General features: G+C 70.8%; 20 protein-coding genes. 13 read left to right on the forward strand and 7 right to left on the reverse strand.

Features of this window, described 5'->3' with window-relative positions:
- Positions 1–32 precede the first annotated feature (32 nt).
- The 4 genes from ACX80U_RS16975 to ACX80U_RS16990 form a co-directional block, all read right to left on the reverse strand.
- Positions 33–1865: an acetyl/propionyl/methylcrotonyl-CoA carboxylase subunit alpha gene (locus ACX80U_RS16975; RefSeq protein WP_459269267.1), complete on the reverse strand. Its 1833-nt coding sequence runs from the start codon at positions 1863–1865 to the stop codon at positions 33–35.
- 108 nt (positions 1866–1973) lie between these two features.
- A complete protein-coding gene (locus tag ACX80U_RS16980; RefSeq protein WP_459269268.1) occupies positions 1974–2606 on the reverse strand; it encodes a Maf family protein in 633 nt (210 codons plus the stop codon).
- A 94-nt stretch (positions 2607–2700) separates the two neighbouring features.
- Complete coding sequence (locus ACX80U_RS16985) at positions 2701–3258, reverse strand: AMIN-like domain-containing (lipo)protein (RefSeq protein ID WP_459269269.1); 558 nt, start codon at positions 3256–3258, stop codon at positions 2701–2703.
- Between the two features lie 178 nt (positions 3259–3436).
- Entirely contained in the window at positions 3437–5158 is a 1722-nt protein-coding gene (locus ACX80U_RS16990; RefSeq protein ID WP_459269270.1) for a DUF885 domain-containing protein, read from the reverse strand.
- A 245-nt stretch (positions 5159–5403) separates the two neighbouring features.
- Between ACX80U_RS16990 and ACX80U_RS16995 the strand changes: the two genes are divergently transcribed.
- Together ACX80U_RS16995 and ACX80U_RS17000 are read left to right on the forward strand one after the other, a co-directional pair.
- Positions 5404–5826 carry a hotdog fold thioesterase gene (locus ACX80U_RS16995; RefSeq protein ID WP_459269271.1) on the forward strand — a complete coding sequence of 141 codons (423 nt, stop codon included), beginning with the start codon at positions 5404–5406 and terminating at the stop codon, positions 5824–5826.
- Between the two features lie 107 nt (positions 5827–5933).
- Positions 5934–7115: a serpin family protein gene (locus tag ACX80U_RS17000; RefSeq protein ID WP_459269272.1), complete on the forward strand. Its 1182-nt coding sequence runs from the start codon at positions 5934–5936 to the stop codon at positions 7113–7115.
- 18 nt (positions 7116–7133) lie between these two features.
- Here the strand turns inward: ACX80U_RS17000 and ACX80U_RS17005 are convergent, their stop codons facing one another.
- Together ACX80U_RS17005 and ACX80U_RS17010 are read right to left on the reverse strand one after the other, a co-directional pair.
- The gene (locus ACX80U_RS17005; RefSeq protein WP_459269273.1) at positions 7134–7373 is read right to left on the reverse strand and encodes an acyl-CoA carboxylase subunit epsilon; all 240 of its coding nucleotides are present in this window, start codon (positions 7371–7373) and stop codon (positions 7134–7136) included.
- On the reverse strand, positions 7370–8953 hold the full coding sequence (locus ACX80U_RS17010) for an acyl-CoA carboxylase subunit beta (RefSeq protein ID WP_459269287.1): 1584 nt from the start codon (positions 8951–8953) through the stop codon (positions 7370–7372). Before ACX80U_RS17010 ends, ACX80U_RS17005 begins: the two co-directional genes overlap by 4 nt.
- 237 nt (positions 8954–9190) lie before the next feature.
- On the opposite strand from ACX80U_RS17010, the gene ACX80U_RS17015 reads away from it, so the two are divergent.
- The 11 genes from ACX80U_RS17015 to ACX80U_RS17065 all read left to right on the forward strand — a co-directional run bounded on the left by ACX80U_RS17015 (position 9191) and on the right by ACX80U_RS17065 (position 21661).
- Positions 9191–10069 (forward strand): SDR family oxidoreductase, encoded by an 879-nt coding sequence (locus ACX80U_RS17015; RefSeq protein WP_459269274.1) that lies wholly within the window; start codon positions 9191–9193, stop codon positions 10067–10069.
- A 49-nt stretch (positions 10070–10118) separates the two neighbouring features.
- On the forward strand, positions 10119–11000 hold the full coding sequence (locus ACX80U_RS17020; RefSeq protein ID WP_133082078.1) for a biotin--[acetyl-CoA-carboxylase] ligase: 882 nt from the start codon (positions 10119–10121) through the stop codon (positions 10998–11000).
- A 2-nt stretch (positions 11001–11002) separates the two neighbouring features.
- On the forward strand, positions 11003–11599 hold the full coding sequence (locus ACX80U_RS17025) for a PH domain-containing protein (RefSeq protein ID WP_459269275.1): 597 nt from the start codon (positions 11003–11005) through the stop codon (positions 11597–11599).
- Entirely contained in the window at positions 11578–12828 is a 1251-nt protein-coding gene (locus ACX80U_RS17030) for an adenylate/guanylate cyclase domain-containing protein (RefSeq protein ID WP_459269276.1), read from the forward strand. Before ACX80U_RS17025 ends, ACX80U_RS17030 begins: the two co-directional genes overlap by 22 nt.
- Before the next feature lie 152 nt (positions 12829–12980).
- A complete protein-coding gene (locus tag ACX80U_RS17035; protein WP_459269277.1) occupies positions 12981–13898 on the forward strand; it encodes a PP2C family protein-serine/threonine phosphatase in 918 nt (305 codons plus the stop codon).
- Positions 13899–13959: 61 nt separating this feature from the next.
- Positions 13960–15132, forward strand: coding sequence for an SseB family protein (locus ACX80U_RS17040; protein WP_459269278.1), 1173 nt, complete (start codon positions 13960–13962; stop codon positions 15130–15132).
- Between the two features lie 118 nt (positions 15133–15250).
- Positions 15251–16525: an AAA family ATPase gene (locus ACX80U_RS17045; protein WP_459269279.1), complete on the forward strand. Its 1275-nt coding sequence runs from the start codon at positions 15251–15253 to the stop codon at positions 16523–16525.
- The gene (locus tag ACX80U_RS17050) at positions 16522–17991 is read left to right on the forward strand and encodes a hypothetical protein (RefSeq protein WP_459269280.1); all 1470 of its coding nucleotides are present in this window, start codon (positions 16522–16524) and stop codon (positions 17989–17991) included. Before ACX80U_RS17045 ends, ACX80U_RS17050 begins: the two co-directional genes overlap by 4 nt.
- Before the next feature lie 42 nt (positions 17992–18033).
- Positions 18034–20310: an NAD-dependent DNA ligase LigA gene (gene ligA / locus ACX80U_RS17055; RefSeq protein WP_459269281.1), complete on the forward strand. Its 2277-nt coding sequence runs from the start codon at positions 18034–18036 to the stop codon at positions 20308–20310.
- The gene (locus ACX80U_RS17060; protein WP_459269282.1) at positions 20307–21200 is read left to right on the forward strand and encodes an inositol monophosphatase family protein; all 894 of its coding nucleotides are present in this window, start codon (positions 20307–20309) and stop codon (positions 21198–21200) included. The genes ligA and ACX80U_RS17060 overlap by 4 nt, the downstream gene beginning before the upstream one ends.
- Positions 21197–21661, forward strand: coding sequence for a DUF2087 domain-containing protein (locus ACX80U_RS17065; RefSeq protein ID WP_459269283.1), 465 nt, complete (start codon positions 21197–21199; stop codon positions 21659–21661). The genes ACX80U_RS17060 and ACX80U_RS17065 overlap by 4 nt, the downstream gene beginning before the upstream one ends.
- A gap of 185 nt (positions 21662–21846) precedes the next feature.
- On the opposite strand, the gene ACX80U_RS17070 is transcribed toward ACX80U_RS17065, so the two are convergent.
- A partial coding sequence (locus ACX80U_RS17070; RefSeq protein WP_459269284.1) for a fasciclin domain-containing protein occupies positions 21847–22090 on the reverse strand: 244 nt, incomplete at its 5' end.

The raw sequence follows: 22090 nt of genomic DNA on the forward strand, positions 1-22090 counted from the left end.
TGACGGGTCCTCCCCGACTCCTCTCCTGCCGGTCAGTCCCGGATCGAGGCGATGACCGACCCGGCGGAGACCGTGTCTCCGGGCGCTGCCGCGAGACCTGTCAGCGTTCCGGCCTTGTGGGCCGTCAGCGGCTGCTCCATCTTCATGGCTTCGAGCACCACGATCAGGTCGCCCTCGGCCACGACGTCGCCGTCAGCTGCCGCGACCTTCACGATCGTCCCCTGCATGGGGGAGGTCAGCTCGTCGCCGCTCACGGCGGTGGACTTGCCGCCACGCGCACGCGAGGACTTCTTCGACTTCGCCGGGGCGCCGGCCTTGCCGTTCGACGCTGCGCCGAGCCCGGCTGGCAGGACCACTTCGAGGCGGCGCCCGCCGACCTCGACGGTGACGCGCTGCCGGAGATCCTCGTCGGACGCCGGGTCGGGCGCACCCTGCCAGGGCTCGATGGTGTTGGTGAACCCGGTCTCGATCCAGCGGGTGTGGACCGAGAAGGGCCCCTCGGCCGGTGCGAAGGCGGGGTCGGCGACGACGGCGGCGTGGAAGGGGAGCACGGTGGGCATGCCCTCGATGACCATCTCGGCGAGGGCGCGGCGCGCACGCTGCAGCGCCTGCTCACGGCTGGCGCCGCTGACGATCAGCTTGGCGAGCATGGAGTCGAAGTTCCCGCCGATGACCTCGCCGGCCTCGATGCCCGAGTCCACGCGGATACCCGGACCCGTGGGCAGCGTGAGGGTCTGCACCGTACCGGGCGCCGGCATGAAGCCGCGGCCGGCGTCCTCCCCGTTGATCCGGAATTCGAAGGAATGTCCCCGCACCTCGGGGTCGCCGTAACCGAGCTCCTCGCCGCGGGCGATGCGGAACTGCTCGCGCACGAGATCGAGGCCCGTCACCTCCTCGGAGACGGGGTGCTCCACCTGGAGGCGTGTGTTGACCTCGAGGAAGGAGATCGTTCCGTCCTGGCCCACGAGGAACTCGCAGGTGCCGGCGCCCTGGTAGCGGGCCTCGCGGAGGATCGCCTTCGAGGATTCGTAGAGCCGCTCGTTCTGCTCGTCCGAGAGGAAGGGCGCGGGTGCCTCCTCGACCAGCTTCTGGTTGCGGCGCTGGAGCGAGCAGTCACGGGTGGACACGACCACCACGTTCCCGTGCGCGTCGGCGAGGCACTGGGTCTCGACGTGCCGTGGGGCGTCGAGGAACCGCTCCACGAAGCACTCACCGCGGCCGAACGCGGCCGTGGCCTCGCGGACAGCCGAGTCGAACAGCTCAGGGATCTCCTCGTGGCTGCGAACCACCTTGATCCCGCGACCGCCGCCACCGAAGGCGGCCTTGATGGCGATGGGCAGTCCGAACTCCTGCGCGAAGTCGACGACTTCCTGCACGGACGCCACGGGATCCTTGGTGCCGGGTACCAGGGGAGCACCGACCCGGGCCGCGATGTGGCGGGCCTGGACCTTGTCGCCCAGCTGGGAGATCGAGTGCGGGGACGGGCCGATCCAGGTGATCCCGGCGTCGATGACGCGCTGCGCGAACTCCGCGTTCTCCGACAGGAAGCCGTAACCGGGGTGGATGGCATCGGCACCGCTGCGCTGCGCCGCCTCGAGGATCCGGTCCATCACGAGGTAGGACTCCGCGGCCGTCTCCCCGCCGAGCGCGAAGGCCTCGTCGGCCATGCGCACGTGCAGCGCGTCGCGATCCGGGTCCGCGTACACGGCGACCGACGCGATGCCCTCGTCCCGGGCTGCGCGAATGACGCGCACGGCGATCTCCCCCCGGTTCGCCACCAGGACCTTCGTCACCCGGTGGTGCAGCCGCCCGTCGGGCTCACTGTCGGGTAGGGCGGGGGACGGGGCAGGGGGGGACTGGCTCATGGGGCGTCGAACTCCTTCTTCTCAGTCCGGAGCCTAGCCCGGTTTTGGAGCTTCCGCCCAGAAATCGTGGCGATGGGGAGTGTTGTCCGCCATTCTTTTGTAGGGAACCTACAAGGTCACGGACGGCGCCCACAGGTCCGTGATCGCTACTCCCGCGGACTGCAGGAGGGCGCGCAGCGTGGAGATGCTGAGCCCGACCACGGCGTGCGGGTCGCCGTCGACGCGGTCGATGAAGGCACCGCCGAGCCCGTCGATGGTGAATGATCCGGCACACTGCAGCGGCTCGCCGCTCGCGACGTACGCTTCGACCTCCGCGTCCGACATCGCGCCGAAGTGGACCGTCGCGGAGGAGACGGCGCCGATCGTGGCACCGGATCCGCCGTCGCGCGTGTCCACGAGCCAGTGGCCCGTGTGCAGGACGCCGGACCGCCCGCGCATGCGGCGGATCCGCTCCACGGCGACCGACGGCTCGTAGGGCTTGCCGTGCGCCTCGCCGTCGAACTCGAAGACGGAGTCGCAGCCGATGACGAGGGTGTCGTCGGCCTCGGGCAGTGCCTCGACGGCCTCGGCCTTCGCGCGTGCCAGGAGCAGGGAGGTGTCGTGGGCGTCGAGCGTCCCGTAGGAGGCGACGACGGCCGGTTCGTCCACGTCGGACACCAGGACGGAGTGCCGGATCCCCGCCTCGGCCAGGAGCTTCGTGCGGGCGGGGGACTTCGAGGCGAGGATCAGGCGGAGGGTCATGGACCAAGCCTAGGCGGCAGTGCACGGGGCGGGTGGAACGGTGGCGTGCCTGCCGGTCCCGGCACTGCAGCGGGACGGGACCGGCAGGAATCTGTCACCAGTAGTGGGCGACGTCGACCACCACCCTCGAGGCGGTGCCGGAACCGGGTATGACGAAGGCACGGAAGGGGAGCCGTGCCCTGACCCCGAGTGCGAGCGTCGTCTGCCCCTCGAAGCTTCCAGCCCATGCGACCTGGCGGAAGGTGGAGTAGCCCGTCACGTTCACGAGCTCGCGGCCGTTGGCGAAGGTGTACGTAGCGACCCCGTTCCGATAGGCGGGAGCTTTCACGACCACGGAGAGGCGAGCCCCGCCGCGCACCGGGACGACGAACCCGGATCCGTCGCTACGGACTGCGTCGACGTATCGGACGGTGTAGCCGTTCACAGGCCCATTGACGTCGATCACGAGCCGATCGAAGCAGTCGTGCCGGCCGGAACGGACGTTGATGATGGGAGCGGAGGACAGGGTGCCGGCGGTCTCCGCCGTCGAACCCCAGGTGATGCCGCAGTATGCGGCGGATGCCGGCGGTCCCCCTGCGAGGCCGAGGCCTGCAGCGAGGGCGAGTGCGGCGAGTGTGGCGGAGAATCTCCCCGTCAGGCGCGATCTGTTCATAGCGCACCACCTTGTAGAGCTGGATAGGTGCACCCATAGTGCGCCTGCCCTCAGGGAAAAGCGCCGCCGTCGCGCTGAACGCCGCCCAATCGTTAGGGGTACACCGAATCGTTAGCCGGAGCCGCCGGACGGCTGTGCCCGGCGGGCGGAGGTGATCCCGCCCGCCGGTCACGGGGAACTACGAGGCGGACACCAGTGCCCGGCGCAGCGTGTCGAGTCCCACGGAGCCGAGGTTCAGGGCGCGCGTATGAAAGGCCCGCAGATCGAAGGCGTCGCCCTCGCTCGCGCGCACCTCGTCACGGATCTGCTCCCACAGGCGCTGGCCGATCTTGTACGACGGCGCCTGTCCCGGCCAGCCGAGGTAGCGCGTGTACTCGAAGTTCAGCTGGCCCTCGCTGATGGCGATGTTCTTCTTCAGGAAGTCGTAGCCCTTGTCCGGCGTCCAGGTCCCCTCGCCCCAGCGTTCCGGGATCTCCAGCTCGAGGTGCACGCCGATGTCGAAGACGACGCGGGCGGCGCGCATACGCTGCGCGTCGAGCATCCCGAGGCGGTCTCCCGGGTCGGCGAGGAAACCCAGTTCCTGCATGAGCCGCTCGGAGTAGAGCGCCCAGCCCTCGCCCTGCCCCGACACCCAGATGGCATTGCGGCGCCAGGGGTTCAGGAGTGCACGCTGGTAGGTCGCCGTGGCGACCTGCAGGTGGTGGCCCGGGATGCCCTCGTGGTAGACGGTGGTGGTCTCCTTCCACGTGGTGAAGGAGTCCTCGCCCTCCGGCACGGACCACCACATGCGGCCCGGGCGGGAGAAGTCGTCGCTGGGGCCCGTGTAGTAGATGCCGCCCTCGTTGGTCGGGGCGATCCTGCACTCGAGCCGGCGCATCACGTCCGGGACGTCGAAGTGCACGCCGGCCAGCGCGTCGACGGCCCTGTCCGAGAGATCCTGCATCCATGCCTGAAGCGCGTCGGTACCGTGCAGCTGGCGGGCGGGATCCTCATCGAGGATCCGCATGGCCTCCTCGATCGACGCACCCTCGCGGATCTCGTTCGCCACGGCCTCCTGTTCGGCGATGACGCGATCGAGCTCCTCGACGCCCCACTGGTACGTCTCCTCGAGGTCGACGGCGGAACCGAGGAACACGCGCGACATCAGGGCGTAGCGCTCGCGCCCGACGGCGTCCTTCTCCGGTGCGGTGGGCAGGAGGTCGTCCTGCAGGAACGATGCGAGGGAGCGGTAGGCGCCACGGGCGGCTTCCGCTCCGGCGCGGAGCTGCTCGCGCACCGGCGCCGGCAGCTCGCCGTCGTCCCCACGCTCCGTGGTGCCGAGCGAGTCGAAGAATCCGCCGTCCTCCGCGTACTTGGCGGACTGCTCGATGACGATTTCCACCTGGCGCCGGGCAGCGACGTGACCGCGCTCGCGGCCCGCGCGCAGGGACGAGATGTACCCCTCGATCGCGCCGGGGACGTTGGCCATGCGGCCGGCGATGTTGCCCCAGTCCTCCGCGGTGGCCGTGGGCATGAGGTCGAAGATCGCCCGGATGTCCTGGGCCGGGCAGGCGATGTTGTTCAGTTCGGCGAAGCTGTAGCCCGCCTCGTGGATCTCGAGGTCCAGCCCGAGCCGTTCGCGCATCGCGTCGAGGGTGACGGCGTCGACGTCGTCGGCGGGCTGGAGGCCCTCGAGCAGTCGCAGGGTGTTGCGGGCGGCCTCGGCGAGGGCTTCGATGCCGGCCGGCGAGTAGTCCTGGTATTCGGTCTCGTGGCCGGGGATGCCCAGTTCGGTGGCGAAGTTGGGTATCAGCTCGAGGAGGGTCTCGTAGTACGAGGTGGCGACGGCGTCGATGGCCGTGGACCGCCGTGCTGGCTGCTCGCTGGAGGAGGGGACGGGAGCTGAGGTGTTCTGGGTCACGTCCAGAGCCTAGCGCCAGCCGGTTGCCGAAGGCCACCGAGTGCCGGGTGCGCGGCACCGTCGACCGGATGATCGCCGAGGGACTCGCGACGTAGGGTGCAGGAATGACCACAGCAGGTGCACGTCCTGACGCACCCGATCGGCGCTGCAGCGAACGGGGACCTCGTCGGGCGGACAGCGGGCAGGCCGGCCTCCTGCCCGTCCGGGAACCGAACACCTCCACCACCCTCCGAAGGGACCCGTCGATGCCGCACACCCACCCCATCCTCGAGCAGGACAGAGCTTCGCAGTGGCTCGGTATCGACGTCGACCGGGCCCTGTTCGGTGACGCGCAGATCTCCATGATCGTCCGGGAGGAGATGGTGAACGGCTTCGGCATGGCCCATGGCGGCATCATCTTCGCCTTCGCCGACACGTGCTTCGCCCTCGCCTGCAACGATCCGGAGGCCGATCGCGACGCCGGTCCCGCGACCATCACCGTGGCCTCCGGTGCCGACATCAACTTCGTGGCACCCGCCTTCGAGGGCCAGACCCTGACGGCCGTCGGCAGGGAGGTGAGCCGGAGTGGCCGCAGCGGGATCTACGACATCCGTGTCACTGCCGGCCACACCCTGATCGCCGAATTCCGGGGCCGCAGCCGAACCATCCCGAAGCCCGCGCGCGACTGAACCAGGGAGTGCCGTCGTCGGGCCGACGTGACCGGATGGTTCGCCGATACCCATGGCCCTCGGCAGGAAGTGCACCTACCGTGGGGACATCACACGAGGGGGAGCGGATGGACCATCAGCGCGAGCAGCAGCCGGCGCCCGTCGATCGGGTCGCCATCGACGGGCGCCGCTTCCCCGAGGCGCAGGACGCTCTCCTGCGGTCCTCCTTCGGCCTCGGTGCCGCGATGACCGCCGATCCCGCTGCCGACCAGGTCACCAGCCCGCTCGGTGCGCTCCACGCCCTGTCCCTGCTGCGGGCCGGAGCCGGGAGCACGACGGCCGCGGAGATGGATGCCGTGCTCGGGCTGCCGGCCGAGCACCACGAGGCGATGAACGCCCTCCTGGCGCGCATGGAGAGCTTCGACGGTGATCCGGGGAGCGTCGACGAGGAGGATCCCCCCGAGAAGCCCCTGGTGCACCTCGCGAGTGCGATGTTCGTTCCCGCGGCCGGAACCACCAGCGAGCGCTTCCTCGACACGCTCGCGCGGCACTACGGGGCAGGCGTCCATGAAGTCGATTTCGGAGACCCGTCGACGGCGGCACGCATCGACGAGTGGGTGTCGAGGGAGACGGGCGGACGGGTCGGGAAGGCCCCGCTCGAGGTCGGTGCGGCCACGACGCTGTCCCTGCTCACCACCGTCTACTTCGCGGCGGCCTGGGACGAGCCCTTCGATCCGTCCGGAACCTTCGACCAGGACTTCCTGCTGGCCGATGGCAGCGCAGTGGGGGTCCCGATGATGCACGGGACGCGGACGGTGCGGTACGTGGCGGTGGATGGCTGGTCCGGGCTCGACCTGCCCTATGGCCAGGGATTCTTCCTGCGGCTCCTGCTGCCCGCGGACGGATCACCGGCGCGATGGACCGGGCAGGAGTTCCTCGACATGGCGGAGCTGCTCGATGCAGCCGAGGTCGTCCGGGTGGACGTGGCGCTGCCGAGGTGGGACCACGGGTTCGAGCTGGACCTCCGGGAGTCGCTGGCCGCTGTCGGGCTCTCCGAGTCCTTCGGGCCCGACGCCGATTTCCATGCCATCCAGCCGGGCTCCGTCGTCGCGGGCGCTGCGCAGGTGGCCACCATCACGGTGGCGGAGAAGGGGACGGTCGCCGCGGCGGTGACGCAGTTCGCGATGGCGACGAGCGCTCCGATGCCGCCCGAAGCGAGGATCTCCTTCGACCGGCCCTTCGGGTACCAGATCGTCCACGAGGAGACGGGACTGCCGCTGTTCCTGGGGACGGTCTCCGACCCGCGCTAGGGCCAGGTCCCGGCAGCGTCAGCGCACGCTCCGCCGCCACGATCCCGGACCCGGCGTCGGGCCCAGCCGCAGCATGGCCCGGCGGACCCACGAGCGACCGTGGTCGGGCGCGCCGTCCGCGTCACCGACGCCCTGCAGGGCGACGACGACGGCGGTGAGCGCGGCGAGCTCCTCCTCGGTCGGCCGGCCGGCCACCACGGACAGGAGTGCGGGGCTCTCCCCGGTGACGCCGTCGGGCGTGCCGTCGCGGGCCGTCACAGCGGGATGTTCCCATGCTTCTTGGCGGGGTTGGCCGCCCGCTTGTCGCGCAGCGCGCGGAGCCCCCGGACGATCTGCAACCGTGTCTCGGACGGCGCGATCACAGCGTCGACGTAGCCGAGCTCGGCCGCCTGGTACGGGTTCAGCAGCTCCTCCTCGTACTGCTGCACGACGTCGGCGCGGGCGGCCTCGACGTCCCCGCCGGCGTCGGCCACTGCCTTGAGGTGGCCGCGGTAGAGGATGTTGACGGCCCCCTGCGCTCCCATGACGCCGATCTGCGCCGTGGGCCAGGCCAGATTGAGGTCCGCGCCGAGCTTCTTGGAGCCCATGACGATGTACGCGCCGCCGTACGCCTTGCGCGTGATGACCGTCAGCTTCGGCACGGTGGCCTCGGCGTAGGCGTAGAGCAGCTTGGCCCCCCGCCGGATGATGCCCTGGAACTCCTGGTCCTTGCCGGGCAGGAAACCGGGCACGTCCACGAGGGTCAGGATCGGGATGTTGAAGGCGTCGCAGTGCCGCACGAAGCGGGCAGCCTTCTCCGAGGCGTTGATGTCGAGGGTGCCGGCGAACTGCAGGGGCTGGTTGGCCACGATCCCGATGGTGTGCCCCTCGACGCGCGCATAGCCGGTGACGACGTTGGGTGCGTAGAGCGCCTGCATCTCGAGGAAGTGGCCGTCGTCCACGATGGCGGCGATGACCGCGTGCATGTCGTACGGCTGGTTCGCCGCGTCGGGGATGAGGTCGTCGAGGGCGAGGTCCTCGTCCGTGATGTCGGTCTCCTCCACGAACGCCGTCAGCGGGGCCTCCGCGAGGTTGTTCGAGGGCAGGAAGTCGAGCAGCTCACGGACGAAGCCGATCGCATCGGCCTCGTCCGTCGCGAGGTAGGCGGACGTGCCCGTCGTCGTGTTGTGCTGCCGTGCCCCGCCGAGGGTCTCCATGTCCACGTCCTCGCCCGTCACGGTCTTGATGACGTCGGGACCCGTGATGAACATGTGCGAGGTCTTGTCCACCATCACCACGAAGTCGGTCAGCGCGGGGGAGTAGGCGGCGCCACCGGCGCAGGGTCCCATGATGAGCGAGATCTGCGGGACCACGCCCGAGGCGTGGACGTTGTTGCGGAAGATGTCGGCGAACATGGCGAGCGATGCCACACCCTCCTGGATGCGGGCGCCGCCGCCGTCGTTGATGCCGACCACCGGGCAGCCGTTGCGCAGGGCGAACTCCTGCACCTTGACGATCTTCTCGCCGTTGACCTGGCTGAGCGAACCGCCGTAGACGGAGAAGTCCTGGCTGTAGATGGCGATCAGCCGGCCGTCCACGGTCGCGTAGCCGGAAACCACGCCGTCGCCCAGTGGCTTCTTCCTCTCCATGCCGAAGGCGGTGGACCGGTGGACCGCGAGGGCATCGAACTCGACGAACGAACCCTCGTCCACGAGGAGATCGATCCGTTCCCTGGCAGTGTTCTTGCCGCGCGCGTGCTGCTTGTCGATCGCCTCGGGACCGGAGGGCTGCTCGGAGAGCGCCTTGCGCCTCCTGAAGTCGGCGAGCTTCCCGGCCGTCGTGGTGAGGTCGGGTTGCAGGTCCTGGTGCATGGAATCTCCGGTCGGCGGGTGGCTGGGGGCGGGCGCGAGCCTTGACTGGAGGATTCCGACAAAGCACGGCGCTTTTCCCCCAGTCTAGTGAGGATCCCGGGGCCCACCGTTGTAGGACGTCTACAGTTTCCGCTTCCATCACTTAGCCGCCGCACCGATGTTACTCACGAGTAACATCGGTGCGTCGCACGCCGTCGGGAAGGCCCCGCTGCTTACAGTGGGGCCATGACTGCACGCAATGAAGCTCAGGAATCCGCGGCGCCGACGAGTGCGGGTACGGCGTCGACCCTCGCCGGGCGCACTCTCCTCATGTCGGGCGGAAGCCGCGGCATCGGCCTCGCCATCGCACTGCGAGCCGCGCGCGACGGCGCCAGGGTGGCCATCCTGGCCAAGACGGGGGAGCCCCACCCGAAGCTCGAAGGCACCGTCCACACCGCTGCGGAGCAGATCGAGGCCGAGGGCGGATCCGCCCTTCCCCTCGTGGGCGACGTGCGGAACGACGACGACGTCCGGGCCGCGGTCGAGGCGACCGTGAGCACCTTCGGCGCGATCGACATCGTGGTGAACAACGCCTCGGCGATCGATCTGTCGAAGACACCGGACGTGGACATGAAGCGCTACGACCTCATGGCCGACATCAATGTCCGCGGCACCTTCATGCTGAGCAAGTTCGCCCTGGACGCCCTCCGGCAGTCCGGCAACCCGCACATCCTGACCCTCTCGCCCCCGCTGAACCTCGAGCCACGGTGGGCCGGCATGCACCTGGCCTACACCATGGCGAAGTACGGCATGAGCCTGACCACGCTCGGGCTCGCCGAGGAGCTCCGGGCCGACGGCATCGCCGTGAACTCGCTCTGGCCGGCGACCCTCATCGACACGGCGGCCATCCGCAACATGCCCGGCGGCAGCCGGATGGTGCGCGCAGCCCGGAGTTCCGCGATCGTCGCCGATGCCGCGCACGCCGTCCTGGTCAGGGACGCCCGCACCTGCACCGGCAACTTCTTCACCGACGAGGAAGTGCTGCGTGCAGAGGGCATCACGGACCTCACCCGGTACAGTCTGGGCGCTCCGGAGGACCAGCTCGTCCCCGACATCTTCCTCTGAGCCGCGGACCCCGAGGAGCGGAGGCGCCGGGCCGGATAAGATCGATGCCATGTCCTCCCGCTATTCCAATCTCGAGCGCCCGGGCCTGGACCTCGGCGCACTGAGGACAGCCCTGTGCATGCCGTCGGGGCCCTTCTCGAGGCTGGACATCGTGGCCCGGACGGGATCCACGAACACCGACCTGGTCGACGCCGCGCAGCGGGAAGCGGCAGGCTGGCCCGACCTCAGCGTCCTCGGCGCCGAGGTCCAGACCGCCGGCCGCGGGCGGCTCGATCGCGCCTGGGTGGCCCCGGAGCGGTCCTCGCTGTTCGTCAGTGTCCTGCTGCGGCCGTTCAACCGCCAGGGGCGACCCGTTCCCACCGCGGCCTACTCCTGGTTCTCGCTCCTCGCGGCACTCGCGCTCGCGGAGAGCGTCGAGGACCGCACGGAGATCGCGCCGCAGCTCAAGTGGCCCAACGACGTCACGGTGGACGGACGGAAACTCGCCGGGGTCCTCGCCCAGTTCGTGCCGGGGGCGGGTGCGGAGCCGCCCGCCGTCGTCGTCGGCGTCGGGCTCAACGTCAGCCTCACGGACGAGGAACTCCCCGTGCCCACGGCCACGAGCCTGCTCCTCGAGTACGCCGGCACCACGGACCGGAACATCCTGCTCAAGTCCTTCCTGCGCACCTTCGCCGACTCCTACCGCGCCTTCTGCGACGTCGACGGCGATGCCGGGGTGGATTGGGACAACGGCCCGTCCCTGCTCACGCGCGTCGGCGCCCGCATGGCCACCCTCGGGCAGGACGTCCGGGCGGAGCTGCCGGGCGGGGTGGCGCTGAGCGGCCGCGCGCTCGCCCTCGACCCGCACGGCGCGCTGATCGTGCGCGACGAGGACGGCGAGCGGCATACCGTCTCGGCGGGCGACGTCGTGCACCTGCGTCCGCAGGAGTAGCCATGCGGATCAAGCTGCTGCCCGGGGAACGCGTCCTCGTGCGCACCCGGCCCAATCCCCTGCCGCTCGTGGGGCCGGTGATCGCGGGCTTCGTCCTGTTGGCGGTGGGCGGCTTCGGCCTGGGCTACCTGGGTCGGCGGGACCTGCCCGGCGGGCTCGCCGAGTGGCAGCCGGTACTGCTGCTGGGAGCACTCGCCGTCGTGGCCCTCCTCCTGCTCCGCACGGTGGTGCGGCCGCTGGTGCGGTGGTCCAGCAACCGCTACGTCCTCACGAGCATGCGCCTCATCCACCGGCGGGGAGCCACCCGGAGGACCGAACACCAGATCAACCTGTCCGCCATCTCCCAGCTGCAGACGGAGCAGGGTCTGCTGCAGCGGATGGTGGGCAGCGGGACCCTCATCGCGGACCTGGGGTTCGACCGCGCGCATGCCTACCGGCACGTTCCGCAGATTGCGACGTTCAAGGAGTACGTGGTGCAGGCGATCGGCGACCTACCGCTGACACGCATGTTCGACGGTGTGGACATGGAGATCGATCCGCAGTACGCCCGGGGCGGACTGCCCCGGACACAGCAGGAATGGAGAAGCGAGCAATCGTGACAGTCGAGGACCGCCACGAGCCCGGGCAGCCCGGCCGAACCGATGCCGGCCCGGTCGGGGAGACCGCGGTCGGCACCGGACAGTCCGACGACGCCCCCGAGGCCTCCGCAGCCAAGGCCGTCTGGCAGCTGCAGCCGGACATGGCCACGGGAGGCGGTGCCGACGCGGCGCCTCCGGCCGGCCCGATCGAACTCGACCGCGAGACGATCCGGCGCCTCGAACGCGAACTCCTCGGGGCCGAACGCACCCTCAAGCGCCGCGACATCGCCGCCGGCGCCGGCGTGTCCCTGCTGTCCGCCCGCAAGCTGTGGCGCGCCATGGGCTTCCCCAACATCGGGGACGACGACGTGGCCTTCACCGAGAAGGACCTCCTCGCGCTGACGACGATCATCGACATGGTGCGCCAGGAGCAGCTCACCGAGGACGCCGCCATCTCCATCACGCGCGCCGTGGGGCAGATGACAGACCGCATGGTGGTGTGGCAGATCGAGGCCATCGTCGAGGAGATGGTGGCCCAGCGCGGGTTCACGGACGCCGATGCACGGAAGACCCTCGTCTCCGAACTCCCGGACCTGATCGAACCGCTCGAGAAGACACTCGTCTACGCGTGGCGCCGCCAGATGAACGCCGCCGTGCAGCGGCTGGCCCTGCGCGCGGAGTCGGGGCTGGCGTCGAGCGAGGCAGGGCGCGACGGCGACGAGCAGGACGCGCCGCTGCCGCTGGCCCGAGCGGTGGGGTTCGCCGACCTCGTCTCGTACACGTCGCTGTCGCGGCGCATGAACGAGCGGACGCTCGCGCAGCTCGTGCAGCGGTTCGAGAACAAGTGTGCCGAGATCATCTCCGTGGGCGGCGGGCGCCTCGTGAAGACGATCGGCGACGAGGTCCTGTACATCGCCGAGTCGCCGGAGGCCGGAGCCGAGATCTCGCTGGCCCTCGCGAAGGCCTTCACGGAGGACGAGTTCCTTCCCTCGGCGCGGTGCTCCCTCGTCTGGGGCCGCGTCCTGTCCCGGCTCGGGGACATCTACGGGCCCACCGTCAACCTGGCCGCACGGCTCACGGCGCTCGCCGAGCCGGGAGAGGTGCTCGTCGATTCCGCCACGGCCGCGACCCTCGAGAACAACGAGAAGTTCGTCCTGGCTCCGCACGAGCCGCGGCAGGTGCGCGGCTTCGGCGAGGTCCGCCCGGTGACGCTCGCCCGGGGGACCGGTACGGGGATCATCCTGGACTGACGGCCGAACCGCAGCGACGCGGATCGGTGCCCGGGCGGACAAAGGGCAGAATGGGGACATGACAGACCAGCAAGCCCGCCTCCGCGCGGCCGCACGCTTCCTCCCGGTTCCTGCCCAGCCGAGCTGTGCAGGACGGGTGCCCGGAGGCCGCGATGCGTGAGCCGACGGCCAACGGGTCCCACGTGGTCGACCTGCGCGCCGGGGCCGGCAGCACGGAGGACCCTCCCGCACAGCAGCACCAGGGCGTGGCACCGGGGCTGGGCATCCGGCTCGCCTGCGGGTTCGGCACCGACCGGGGGCTCCGCCGTGAACTCAACGAGGACTCCTTCATCGCGCTCGAGCCCGTCTTCGCCGTCGCCGACGGCATGGGCGGACACGAGGCAGGCGAGGTGGCCAGCAGCATCTGTGTCCGGACCCTCGCGGACAGCAGCATCATCGGCACCAGGACCCCGCACTTCCAGGCGGGCGATCTCGAGGAGCTCATCCGCCAGGCCGACGCGCGGATCCGCCGGGAGGCAGGCGGCCATGCCGGTACCACCCTGACCGGGGTGGTGCTGGTCGAGGAGTCGGGAGCCCCCTACTGGCTCTTCTTCAACGTGGGCGACTCCCGGACGTACCGACTGAGCAACGGCACCTTCGGCCAGATCTCGGTGGACCATTCCGAGGTGCAGGAGCTCGTGGAGATCGGGCAGATCACGGAGGAGCAGGCACGGACCCATCCCCGCCGGCACGTCGTCACCAGGGCCCTGGGAACGGGGGACGACGCCGAGGCGGATGTCTGGCTCCTGCCCGTCGAGCCGGGGGACCGCATCCTGCTCTGCTCGGACGGACTGAGCGGGGAAGTGGCGGACGACGGCATCTACGCCGTCCTCAGCGAGGTGGCGGACCCGCAGGAGGCCTGCGACGCGCTGATCGCCGCAGCGCTCCGCTCGGGCGCCCGGGACAACGTCACCGTCATCGTCGTGGACGTCACCGACCCGGGCGAGGAGCCTGCCGGGCCGGCACCTGCGTCCGCGGGCGGACTCTTCGCGGCCGATTCGGACCGACGCCCCCCGGGGGACCGCCCGTGAGGTATTCCACCGCCCGGACCGATCTCCGCTCCATCCCTGGATCGGAGCTGCTCCGGTGCGGGTGAGCGTCACCCGTGACGGTCTGGAGCTGCCCGACGGTGTTGTTCCGCAGCTCCGGGAGTTCGACGTCGAGGAGTACACGCCGCTGACGACGGTCCTGGAAGGATGCGGCCTCCCCCTCTCCTTCGTCGACGGCGCGGGACTCTGGACGGTCGTCGTCGGCCGGGCCGAGTCGGTCGTGGCGGTGGTCCGTCAGGTCCCGCGCGCGGACGGCAGGGGCTTCCTGCCGGAGGTCCTGTTCGCCCTCGACCGGTCGTGCGGGGAACTCGCGGCGGAGGACGGCATCCTCCGGCTCGCCTTCCGGTCGACGCCGGGACCGCTCGCGGACGTCCTGGCGCCGGCCAGGGACGGACGGCTGTGGCGCCCGTCCGCGCGCGGCGGGGCGGTGGACAACACGCCGGTCGCCGACGCGGTCGCCCGGTTCTCCGAGCGACCGGGACAGCGGACGATGATCGAGGTCCTGAGGACCTGCCTGTCGGGCGAGCTGCTGATGGACGTCACGGGTTCGGATCCGTCCGCCCCCGCGGTGCGGAGCTTCGCGGGCTCGGACGGTGCCCGGGCGCTCGGCGTCTTCACCAGCCAGGCGGAGCTCTCCAGATTCCTCGAGGGCGGGCCGACCGCAGGCCCGCCGCAGTCCCTGGCGCTGCCTGGCGTGGTCGCACTGGAGACTGCGCTGATGGATCCGGCGGTCGAGCGGGTGTACGTGGATCCGGCCGGCCCGACGTGCGGGCTGGTCCGCGACGACCTGGCGTTCGCACTGCAGGGCCCACCCAATGCCCTGCTCCGCGACGTCGTGGTGCGACAGGGGTCGCAGCAGGAGCTGTTCACCGCCATGCTCGGCGAGAGCGTGCTGTTCCTGGCCGAGTCTGAACGGGACGGCCGGCGGGAACTCGTGATGGTCCCGGGCGAGGGCACCGGATCGACCGGCGTGCACCTCGCCGTGTTCACCTCCGCGGCGGAGGTCGCTGCATTCGACCCCGAGGTCTCGGCACGGGCTTCCTCGACCGGCTGGGTGGCGGAGCTCGTCTTCGGGCGGCGGCTGGGCGGGATGGTGATCGACCCGGCCGGTCCTTCCGCGTCGATCGGCGCGTTCCAGCTGTGGCACATCCTGGCCAACCCGTCGCTGGACCGAGGGACGGAGTATTCCGGGCAGGAGCGACGGACCGGGGCATGATGGAATGTGTGCCGGGCAGGTGCGGTGGTGCCCGGCTCATCGACAAGCACAGGGGGAGAGTTGACCGACCAGAAGTCCTTCACCCGGACGCGCAGCAGCCGGCAGCACGGGAGCACCGATGACTGATCCGGTCATCGCCAGCCTCAGGAGGGCCCTCGAGGCCCACCCGGGCGACGTCGTCCTGCGGATCCACCTCGCGCAGACCCTGCTGGCCGGCGGCGACCCGGCCACTGCCATCGCCGAGGCGAGCCTCGCCCTGCAGGCGGACCCGGCTAACGACCAGGCGCGGCTCCTCCTGGGTACCGCCGCAACAGCACTGAGCTCGCCGCCCGGCGCAGCCGAGCCCGATGACGCGCCGGGCGGCGGAGCGGCGCCGGGCGCTCCGGCCGGACCCGCCGCCTTCGACTGGGACCAGGCGGAACACGAGGTGGGGAGCGCCGTACCGCCTCCCTTCGTGGAGGCGAGCCCCGTCCCCGTCGGCCCGGCGGCGGACGACGGCACCGCACCGGTCGAGGTACCACGCGAGGCCGTGACACTGTCCGACGTCGGTGGGCTCGACGACGTGAAGCGTCGCCTCGAGGAGTCCTTCCTCGCGCCGATGCGCAACGCCGAGGTGGCCCGGGCGTTCGGCAAGTCCCTGCGCGGCGGCCTGCTGCTGTACGGTCCGCCGGGTTGCGGCAAGACCTTCCTGGCCCGTGCCGTCGCGGGTGAACTCGGTGCGACCTTCCTGTCCGTGTCGATGACCGATGTGATCGGGTCCTTCATGGGCGAGACGCAGAAGAACCTCAAGCGCGTCTTCGACGAAGCCCGGGCCCAGGCCCCCACGGTGCTCTTCATCGACGAGATCGACTCTCTCGGGATGCGGCGGGGCGCCCTCTCGGGCGGAGGAGCCGCCTGGCTGCGCCAGATGGTGAACGAGCTGCTGCTGCAGCTGGATTCCATGAGCGGAGACAACGACGGCCTGTACGTCCTGGCCGCGACGAACAACCCGTGGGACCTCGACGAGGCGCTCCTGCGCCCCGGCCGGCTGGACCGCTCGATCCTCGTGAGTCCGCCCGACCACGAGGCGCGGGCGTCGATCCTTCGCCATCACCTGAAGAACCGTCCGATCGCGGGCATCGACGTGCAGCACCTCGCCACCGTGACGGAGGGTTTCTCGGGAGCTGATCTCGAGCACGTGGCCGTCACGGCGGCGGAGAAGGCCATGATGCAGTCGATCGCGCAGGGGGCGATCAGCCCGATCACCATGGACCACCTCGGTGACGCGCTGCGGGAAATCAGGCCGAGCACCGTCGCATGGCTCGAATCGGCGCGCAACGTGGTGCGGTTCTCCAATGCGAACGGTCGCTACGACGACCTCGCGGCCCTGCTCGACGGCAAGAAGCGCCGGTGAGCGAGGTCGTCGACCTCGACGTCCTGTCCAATCGCTTCGAGATCCTCGCCGCCCAGCAGCGTGCCCGTGAGGCGGTCGACCTGCTGGAAGGGCAGGCGGCGTACCACGGGGACGAGCCCCTCTACTGGGCGCTCCTCGGGCGGGCACTCGTGATGGACCAGCGGTTCGTCGACGCCGAACACGCCGGGCGCCGGGCCGTGGAGCTCGAGCCGAACGCCGCCGGGACGCAGATCATCCTGCTGCTCGCGCTCCTCGGTCAACGCCGGACCGACGAGGCCGTGGCACTCGCCTGGTACGTCGTCGAACAGCATGCCGAGGAGCCTGACGCCCACTACTGGCTCAGCCGGGCGCTCCTCGTGCGCCGGCGCGACCACCAGGACCTGGTGGTCGCCCATCAGGCCGCCCGCCATGCGCTGTCCCTGAACGCGGATGCGGCAGCGTTCATGCAGGCGGCGCAGACCGCGTCGCTGCTCGACGACGACGGCGAGGCCCGGGCTCTGCTGGCCGCCGGCCTCGCGCAGTTCCCCCAGGACCGCGAGCTCCTCCTGCTCAGCGGGCGGATCCGGGGCGGGGAGAGGGTGGTGGGGCCACGCGAGGAGCTCGTCGGCGGGATCCTGAGGATGAGCCCCCTGGACACCTCCGCGGAGGCGGATCTCGCCTCGAGCCCGCTGCGCTGGGTGCGCGGCCGCCTCTTCCTCCTCTGGTACCACGTCCTGGCGTTCGCCCTCCTGGCGGTCGTCCTGCTGCCGGTGCCCGTTCTGGTCGCCGTCACCCTGACGGCCGCCGGAGTCCATGCCGCGCTGGTCGTCCGGAGCTACAGGAAGCTGGACGCGGTCCTCCCCGGCGGGTACCTGCGGGAGCAGCTGGCGGATCCGGGGCGCGGCAGGAACAGCGTCGCGGCCGGCGCGGCGGCCGCCGTCCTGGTCCTCGTCGGCACCGTCCTCGCCGCCCTCCACCCGGATCCCGGTCCCGGTGTCGGCGACGGGATCCTCGTCCTGGCCGCCGTCGTCCTGGCCGCTGGACTGCTGGCGGTGGAGCGGGCCCTGGCGCGCCTCTCCGTGACAGGCCGGTCCGAGGACCGCCGGCGGCAGGACTACCACCTCATCCGCTTCGGGGACAACGCATCCTCCTACCGACGCTACTGGCTGGCCGCGCTCGCCGGGATCGTCCCGGTGATGGTCACGGCCAACACCGGGGGCGACGCGACGGCCGGAGCCGGGATGCTCGCCGTCGGGATCCTGTGGACCGTCAAGACCCTCGACCTGCTGGTCCATTCGCGGGCCGTGGCCGGAGGCGAGAACCCATGGGTGACGGGCGCCGCGCTCAGCCGGGCCGGGAAGGGCCGGCAGGCCGTGCGGGGCCGGCTGCTCGGCGCCCGGTTCCTGCTGATCATGCTCTTCGTGTGCTTCTTCACCTGCTCTCTCGGATTCGGCATCGTCATCGGCGGGTTCATCGAGGGCGCCTGACGTCGGTGGCCCGTGTCAGGGGTGTAGGGCAAGATAAGGACGGTGACCACAGGAACCGAAGACGCAGCCCAGACCGCCGGATCCGGAGACCGTCAGCCGCCGGGGGACGAGCTCAGGGCCGAGTATGCGCAGCTCGCCGAGGAGGTCCGCGCACACCGCACGGCGTACTACCAGGACGCCGCCCCCACCATCTCCGACGCCGAATTCGACACCCTCTTCCGGCGGCTCGAGGAGCTGGAGGCGCTCCACCCCGAGATCGTCGCCAACGATTCGCCCACCCAGGAGGTGGGTGGGGAGGTGTCCGCAGCCTTCGCTCCCCTGGACCACCTCGCCCGCATGTACAGCCTCGAGGACGTCTTCTCCCTCGATGAGCTGAAGGCCTGGCTGGACCGCGCGGCCGCCGGCGTCGAGCAGCGCAGCCCGGGCGCGCCGGTCGCCTGGCTGACGGAGCTCAAGATCGACGGCCTCGCCGTGAACCTCCTGTACCGCGACGGTGAACTGGTCCGCGCCGCCACCCGCGGCGACGGCGTCACGGGGGAGGACATCACGCACAACGTCCTCACCATCGCCTCGGTCCCGAAACGCCTTGCCGGTACCGGCCACCCGGAGGAGGTGGAGATCCGCGGCGAGGTCTTCTTCCCCACCAGGGAGTTCGCGCAGCTCAACGAGCGGATGGTCGCCGCCGGCAAGGCCCCGTTCGCCAATCCCCGGAACGCCGCCGCCGGTTCCCTGCGGCAGAAGGATCCCGCCATGACGGCGGAGCGTCCCCTCGACATGTACGTCCACGGCATCGGTGCCCGCACCGGCCTGGCGGCCGAGACGCAGTCGGAGACGTACGACCTCCTGAAGGCCTGGGGGCTCCCCACCTCGCCGTACTACAGGGTCCTCGCCACCCAGGACGAGGTCGTCGACTTCATCGGTCACTACGGGGAGCACCGCCACGACCTCCTGCACGAGATCGACGGCATCGTGGTGAAGGTCGACAGCTTCGCCCTGCAGCGCGCGCTCGGCCACACCTCCCGCGTGCCGCGCTGGTCCGTGGCGTACAAGTACCCGCCGGAGGAGGTGAACACGAGGCTGCTGGACATCCTCGTGAACGTGGGCCGGACCGGCCGTGTCACGCCCTTCGGTCTCATGGAGCCCGTCAAGGTGGCCGGTTCCACCGTCGGTATGGCCACGCTGCACAATCAGGAGGTCGTCAAGGCCAAAGGCGTGATGATCGGGGACATCGTGGTGCTGCGGAAGGCCGGCGACGTCATCCCGGAGATCGTCGGCCCGGTCATGGCCCTGCGCGATCCCGAGAAGGTCCGCGCGTTCGTCATGCCCACCGAGTGCCCCTCCTGCGGCACGCCGCTCCAGCCGGCGAAGGAGGGCGACGTCGACATCCGCTGCCCCAACGCCCGGTCCTGTCCCTCCCAGTTGCGTGAGCGCGTGTTCCACCTCGCCGGGCGCGGCGCCTTCGACATCGAGGCCCTCGGCTGGGAGGCGGCGATCGCGCTCACCCAGCCCGCGGAACCAGCGGTCCCGCCGATCACCACCGAGGCGGAGATCTTCGACCTCACGCCGGAGAAGCTGGCGGACGTGAAGATCGAGCGGGACAAGAAGGTCAAGGGCGTCGTCACCGGCAGGGAACTCGTGCCCTACTTCTATTCGAAGGGGACGGCGCAGAAGCCCTCGGAGCCGAGCGCAACGACCCGGAAGCTCTTCACGGAGCTGGAGAAGGCGAAGAAGCAGCCGCTCTGGCGCGTGCTCGTGGCGCTGTCCATCCGTCACGTCGGCCCGACGGCGTCACGCGCCCTCGCCACCGCCTTCGGCTCGATGGACCGCATCCGTGCCGCGAGCGAGGAGGAACTCGCGCACGTCGACGGCGTGGGCCCCACCATCGCCGTCGCCCTGAAGGAGTGGTTCGCTGAGGACTGGCACCGCGAGATCGTGGACCGCTGGGCGGCAGCGGGCGTGCGCATGCAGGACGACGTCGACGAGAGCACGCCGCGCACCCTCGAGGGCCTCACCGTCGTGGTGACCGGATCCCTGGAGCAGTACAACCGCGACGAGGCGAAGGAGGCCATCATCACCCGTGGTGGCAAGGCCGCCGGTTCGGTATCGAAGAACACCAGCTACGTGGTGGCGGGCGAGAACGCCGGAACCAAGCTCGAGAAGGCCGAGGCGCTCGGCATCCCCGTGCTCGACGAGGAGGGCTTCATCGCACTCCTCGAGAACGGACCCCCGATCTCCGATCCCGACGACGAGGACGCCGAGGTGGCCACGGAACCCGGGTCCGGAGCGGGAACGGGCCCCGACACCCCGGAGGCCCCGTGACGACCGGGCCGGCAGGTCCTTCGGGGGACGGCCGTGCGCCGACCCCGGAGGCGCTCCTGCACCTGGCACGGCAGGCGGCCGCGGCCGGTGCCGAGGTCCTGGCCCGGCGCGACCCCGCTGCCCTCGATGCCACCAGCAAGAGTTCGGACAGTGACTGGGTGACCGCGTTCGACGTCGCCGCGGAGCGTGCGGTGCGCCGCGTCATCCTGGACTCGCGGCCGCACGACGCCATCACCGGCGAGGAACTCGGCACCACCGTTCCTGCCGGGTCCGGCGCCGCAGGTATCCGCTGGTCGATCGACCCGCTCGACGGCACCACGAACTTCATCCGGAACATCGTCTACTACGGCACGTCCGTGGCGGCGGCCGACGCGGACGGCACCTGGCTGGCGGGCGTCGTGCACGCCCCGGCGCTGCGCCGGATCTACTGGGCGTCCCGCGGCGGCGGAGCGTGGCTGAGCGACCAGGGTAGGGTGCGGCGCCTCACCGGGCCCGGTACCGACCGGGGGAGGATCCTCGGCACCGGCTTCTCGTACGACGCCGCGACGCGGGCGGGGCAGGTGGACGACCTCGGTGCGTTCCTCCATGGCTTCGGCGACTTACGGACGCTCGGTTCTGCGGCTCTCGATCTCTGCATGGTCGCGGACGGCTCCCTCGACGCCTTCGTGGAGCGCGGGCTGCACGAGCACGACATCGCGGCGGGCGCGCTGATCGCCGAGGAGGCGGGCGTCGTCGTCCTCCGGCCGCCGCTGCGGTCCGTGCTCGACGGCGGGCCCACGGAGGCCGAGCGCCTCGCGGCCGTCACGGAAGCCGGGACGCCCGGCTTCCTCGCGGCCGTTCGGGGGTCTGCAGCACCGACCTCGGCACCGACCACGGAAGGGGCATCATGACGCGGTCCTGGCAGAAGATCCTCTCGACCCTCGCTGGAGCGCGTTCCCGTGAGATCTATGCGCGGGCCGTGCTCGGGGAGCAGCTCGGCGCTGCGCCGAAGGAGATCCGGCGCCTCGTCGACGCGGGACTCCTCGCGGCCGACCACGCGGTCGACGGTGAGCTCTTCAAGGAGGTGCTCGCGGCCGCGGCGCCGGGAACGCCGAAGGGCGTGGACCGGTTCTTCCGGGACGGGCGGATCGACGGACTCCCGCGCGCCGGCCAGGACCGGGCCGACCTGCTGGCGCACCTCGCCGAGCGGCTCCTGCCCGCCGACGAGGAGCTGGGCGAGCCTGACGTCAACCGGCTGCTCGCCACGGTCACACGCGATGTCCCGACGCTGCGGCGGGCGCTCGTCGACCACGGCTACGTGGAGCGGTACCCGGACGGCACGGGCTACCGGCGCGTCACGGAGACGTCCTGACCTCACGGTGCGGCGGCACGCGACTCGTCGTGTCCACGGACGGTGCTCATGGACGGTGCTGATGGACACACCGGCGGGGCCACCGCTGCCAGGTCGTCGAGCTTGCGGCGGGACCGCCCGGAACCCAGAAGGGCTCCCGCACCAATGCGCGGGAGCCCTTCTGCCGAACGTGACCTGCGTGGTCCTTAGCCGGCGGGGGGTGTGAGGACGGTGTCGATGAGGTAGACGACGGCGTTGGCGGTCTGGACGCCGCCGCAGACGACGTTGGCGTCGTTGACCTTGAGTTCCTGGCCGGAGCCGGTGACTTCGAGGTCGGCACCCTGGACGGTGGTCTGGGTGGTGCCTTCGAGGTCGGCGGGCTGGATCTTGCCGGGGACGACGTGGTAGGTGAGGATGCTGCTCAGGCCCTCGGTGTCGGTCTTGAGTCCT

This window comes from Arthrobacter sp. TmT3-37, assembly GCF_054510835.1.

Bases quoted from the DNA above. Each gene is read 5' to 3' on its own strand.
- ACX80U_RS16975 (WP_459269267.1), bottom strand. From the start codon at position 1,865: ATGAGCCAGTCCCCCCCTGCCCCGTCCCCCGCCCTACCCGACAGTGAG.
- ACX80U_RS16980 (WP_459269268.1), bottom strand. From the start codon at position 2,606: ATGACCCTCCGCCTGATCCTCGCCTCGAAGTCCCCCGCCCGCACGAAG.
- ACX80U_RS16985 (WP_459269269.1), bottom strand. From the start codon at position 3,258: ATGAACAGATCGCGCCTGACGGGGAGATTCTCCGCCACACTCGCCGCA.
- ACX80U_RS16995 (WP_459269271.1), top strand. From the start codon at position 5,404: ATGCCGCACACCCACCCCATCCTCGAGCAGGACAGAGCTTCGCAGTGG.
- ACX80U_RS17000 (WP_459269272.1), top strand. From the start codon at position 5,934: ATGGACCATCAGCGCGAGCAGCAGCCGGCGCCCGTCGATCGGGTCGCC.
- ACX80U_RS17015 (WP_459269274.1), top strand. From the start codon at position 9,191: ATGACTGCACGCAATGAAGCTCAGGAATCCGCGGCGCCGACGAGTGCG.
- ACX80U_RS17020 (WP_133082078.1), top strand. From the start codon at position 10,119: ATGTCCTCCCGCTATTCCAATCTCGAGCGCCCGGGCCTGGACCTCGGC.
- ACX80U_RS17025 (WP_459269275.1), top strand. From the start codon at position 11,003: ATGCGGATCAAGCTGCTGCCCGGGGAACGCGTCCTCGTGCGCACCCGG.
- ACX80U_RS17030 (WP_459269276.1), top strand. From the start codon at position 11,578: ATGGAGAAGCGAGCAATCGTGACAGTCGAGGACCGCCACGAGCCCGGG.
- ACX80U_RS17035 (WP_459269277.1), top strand. From the start codon at position 12,981: ATGCGTGAGCCGACGGCCAACGGGTCCCACGTGGTCGACCTGCGCGCC.
- ACX80U_RS17045 (WP_459269279.1), top strand. From the start codon at position 15,251: ATGACTGATCCGGTCATCGCCAGCCTCAGGAGGGCCCTCGAGGCCCAC.
- ACX80U_RS17065 (WP_459269283.1), top strand. From the start codon at position 21,197: ATGACGCGGTCCTGGCAGAAGATCCTCTCGACCCTCGCTGGAGCGCGT.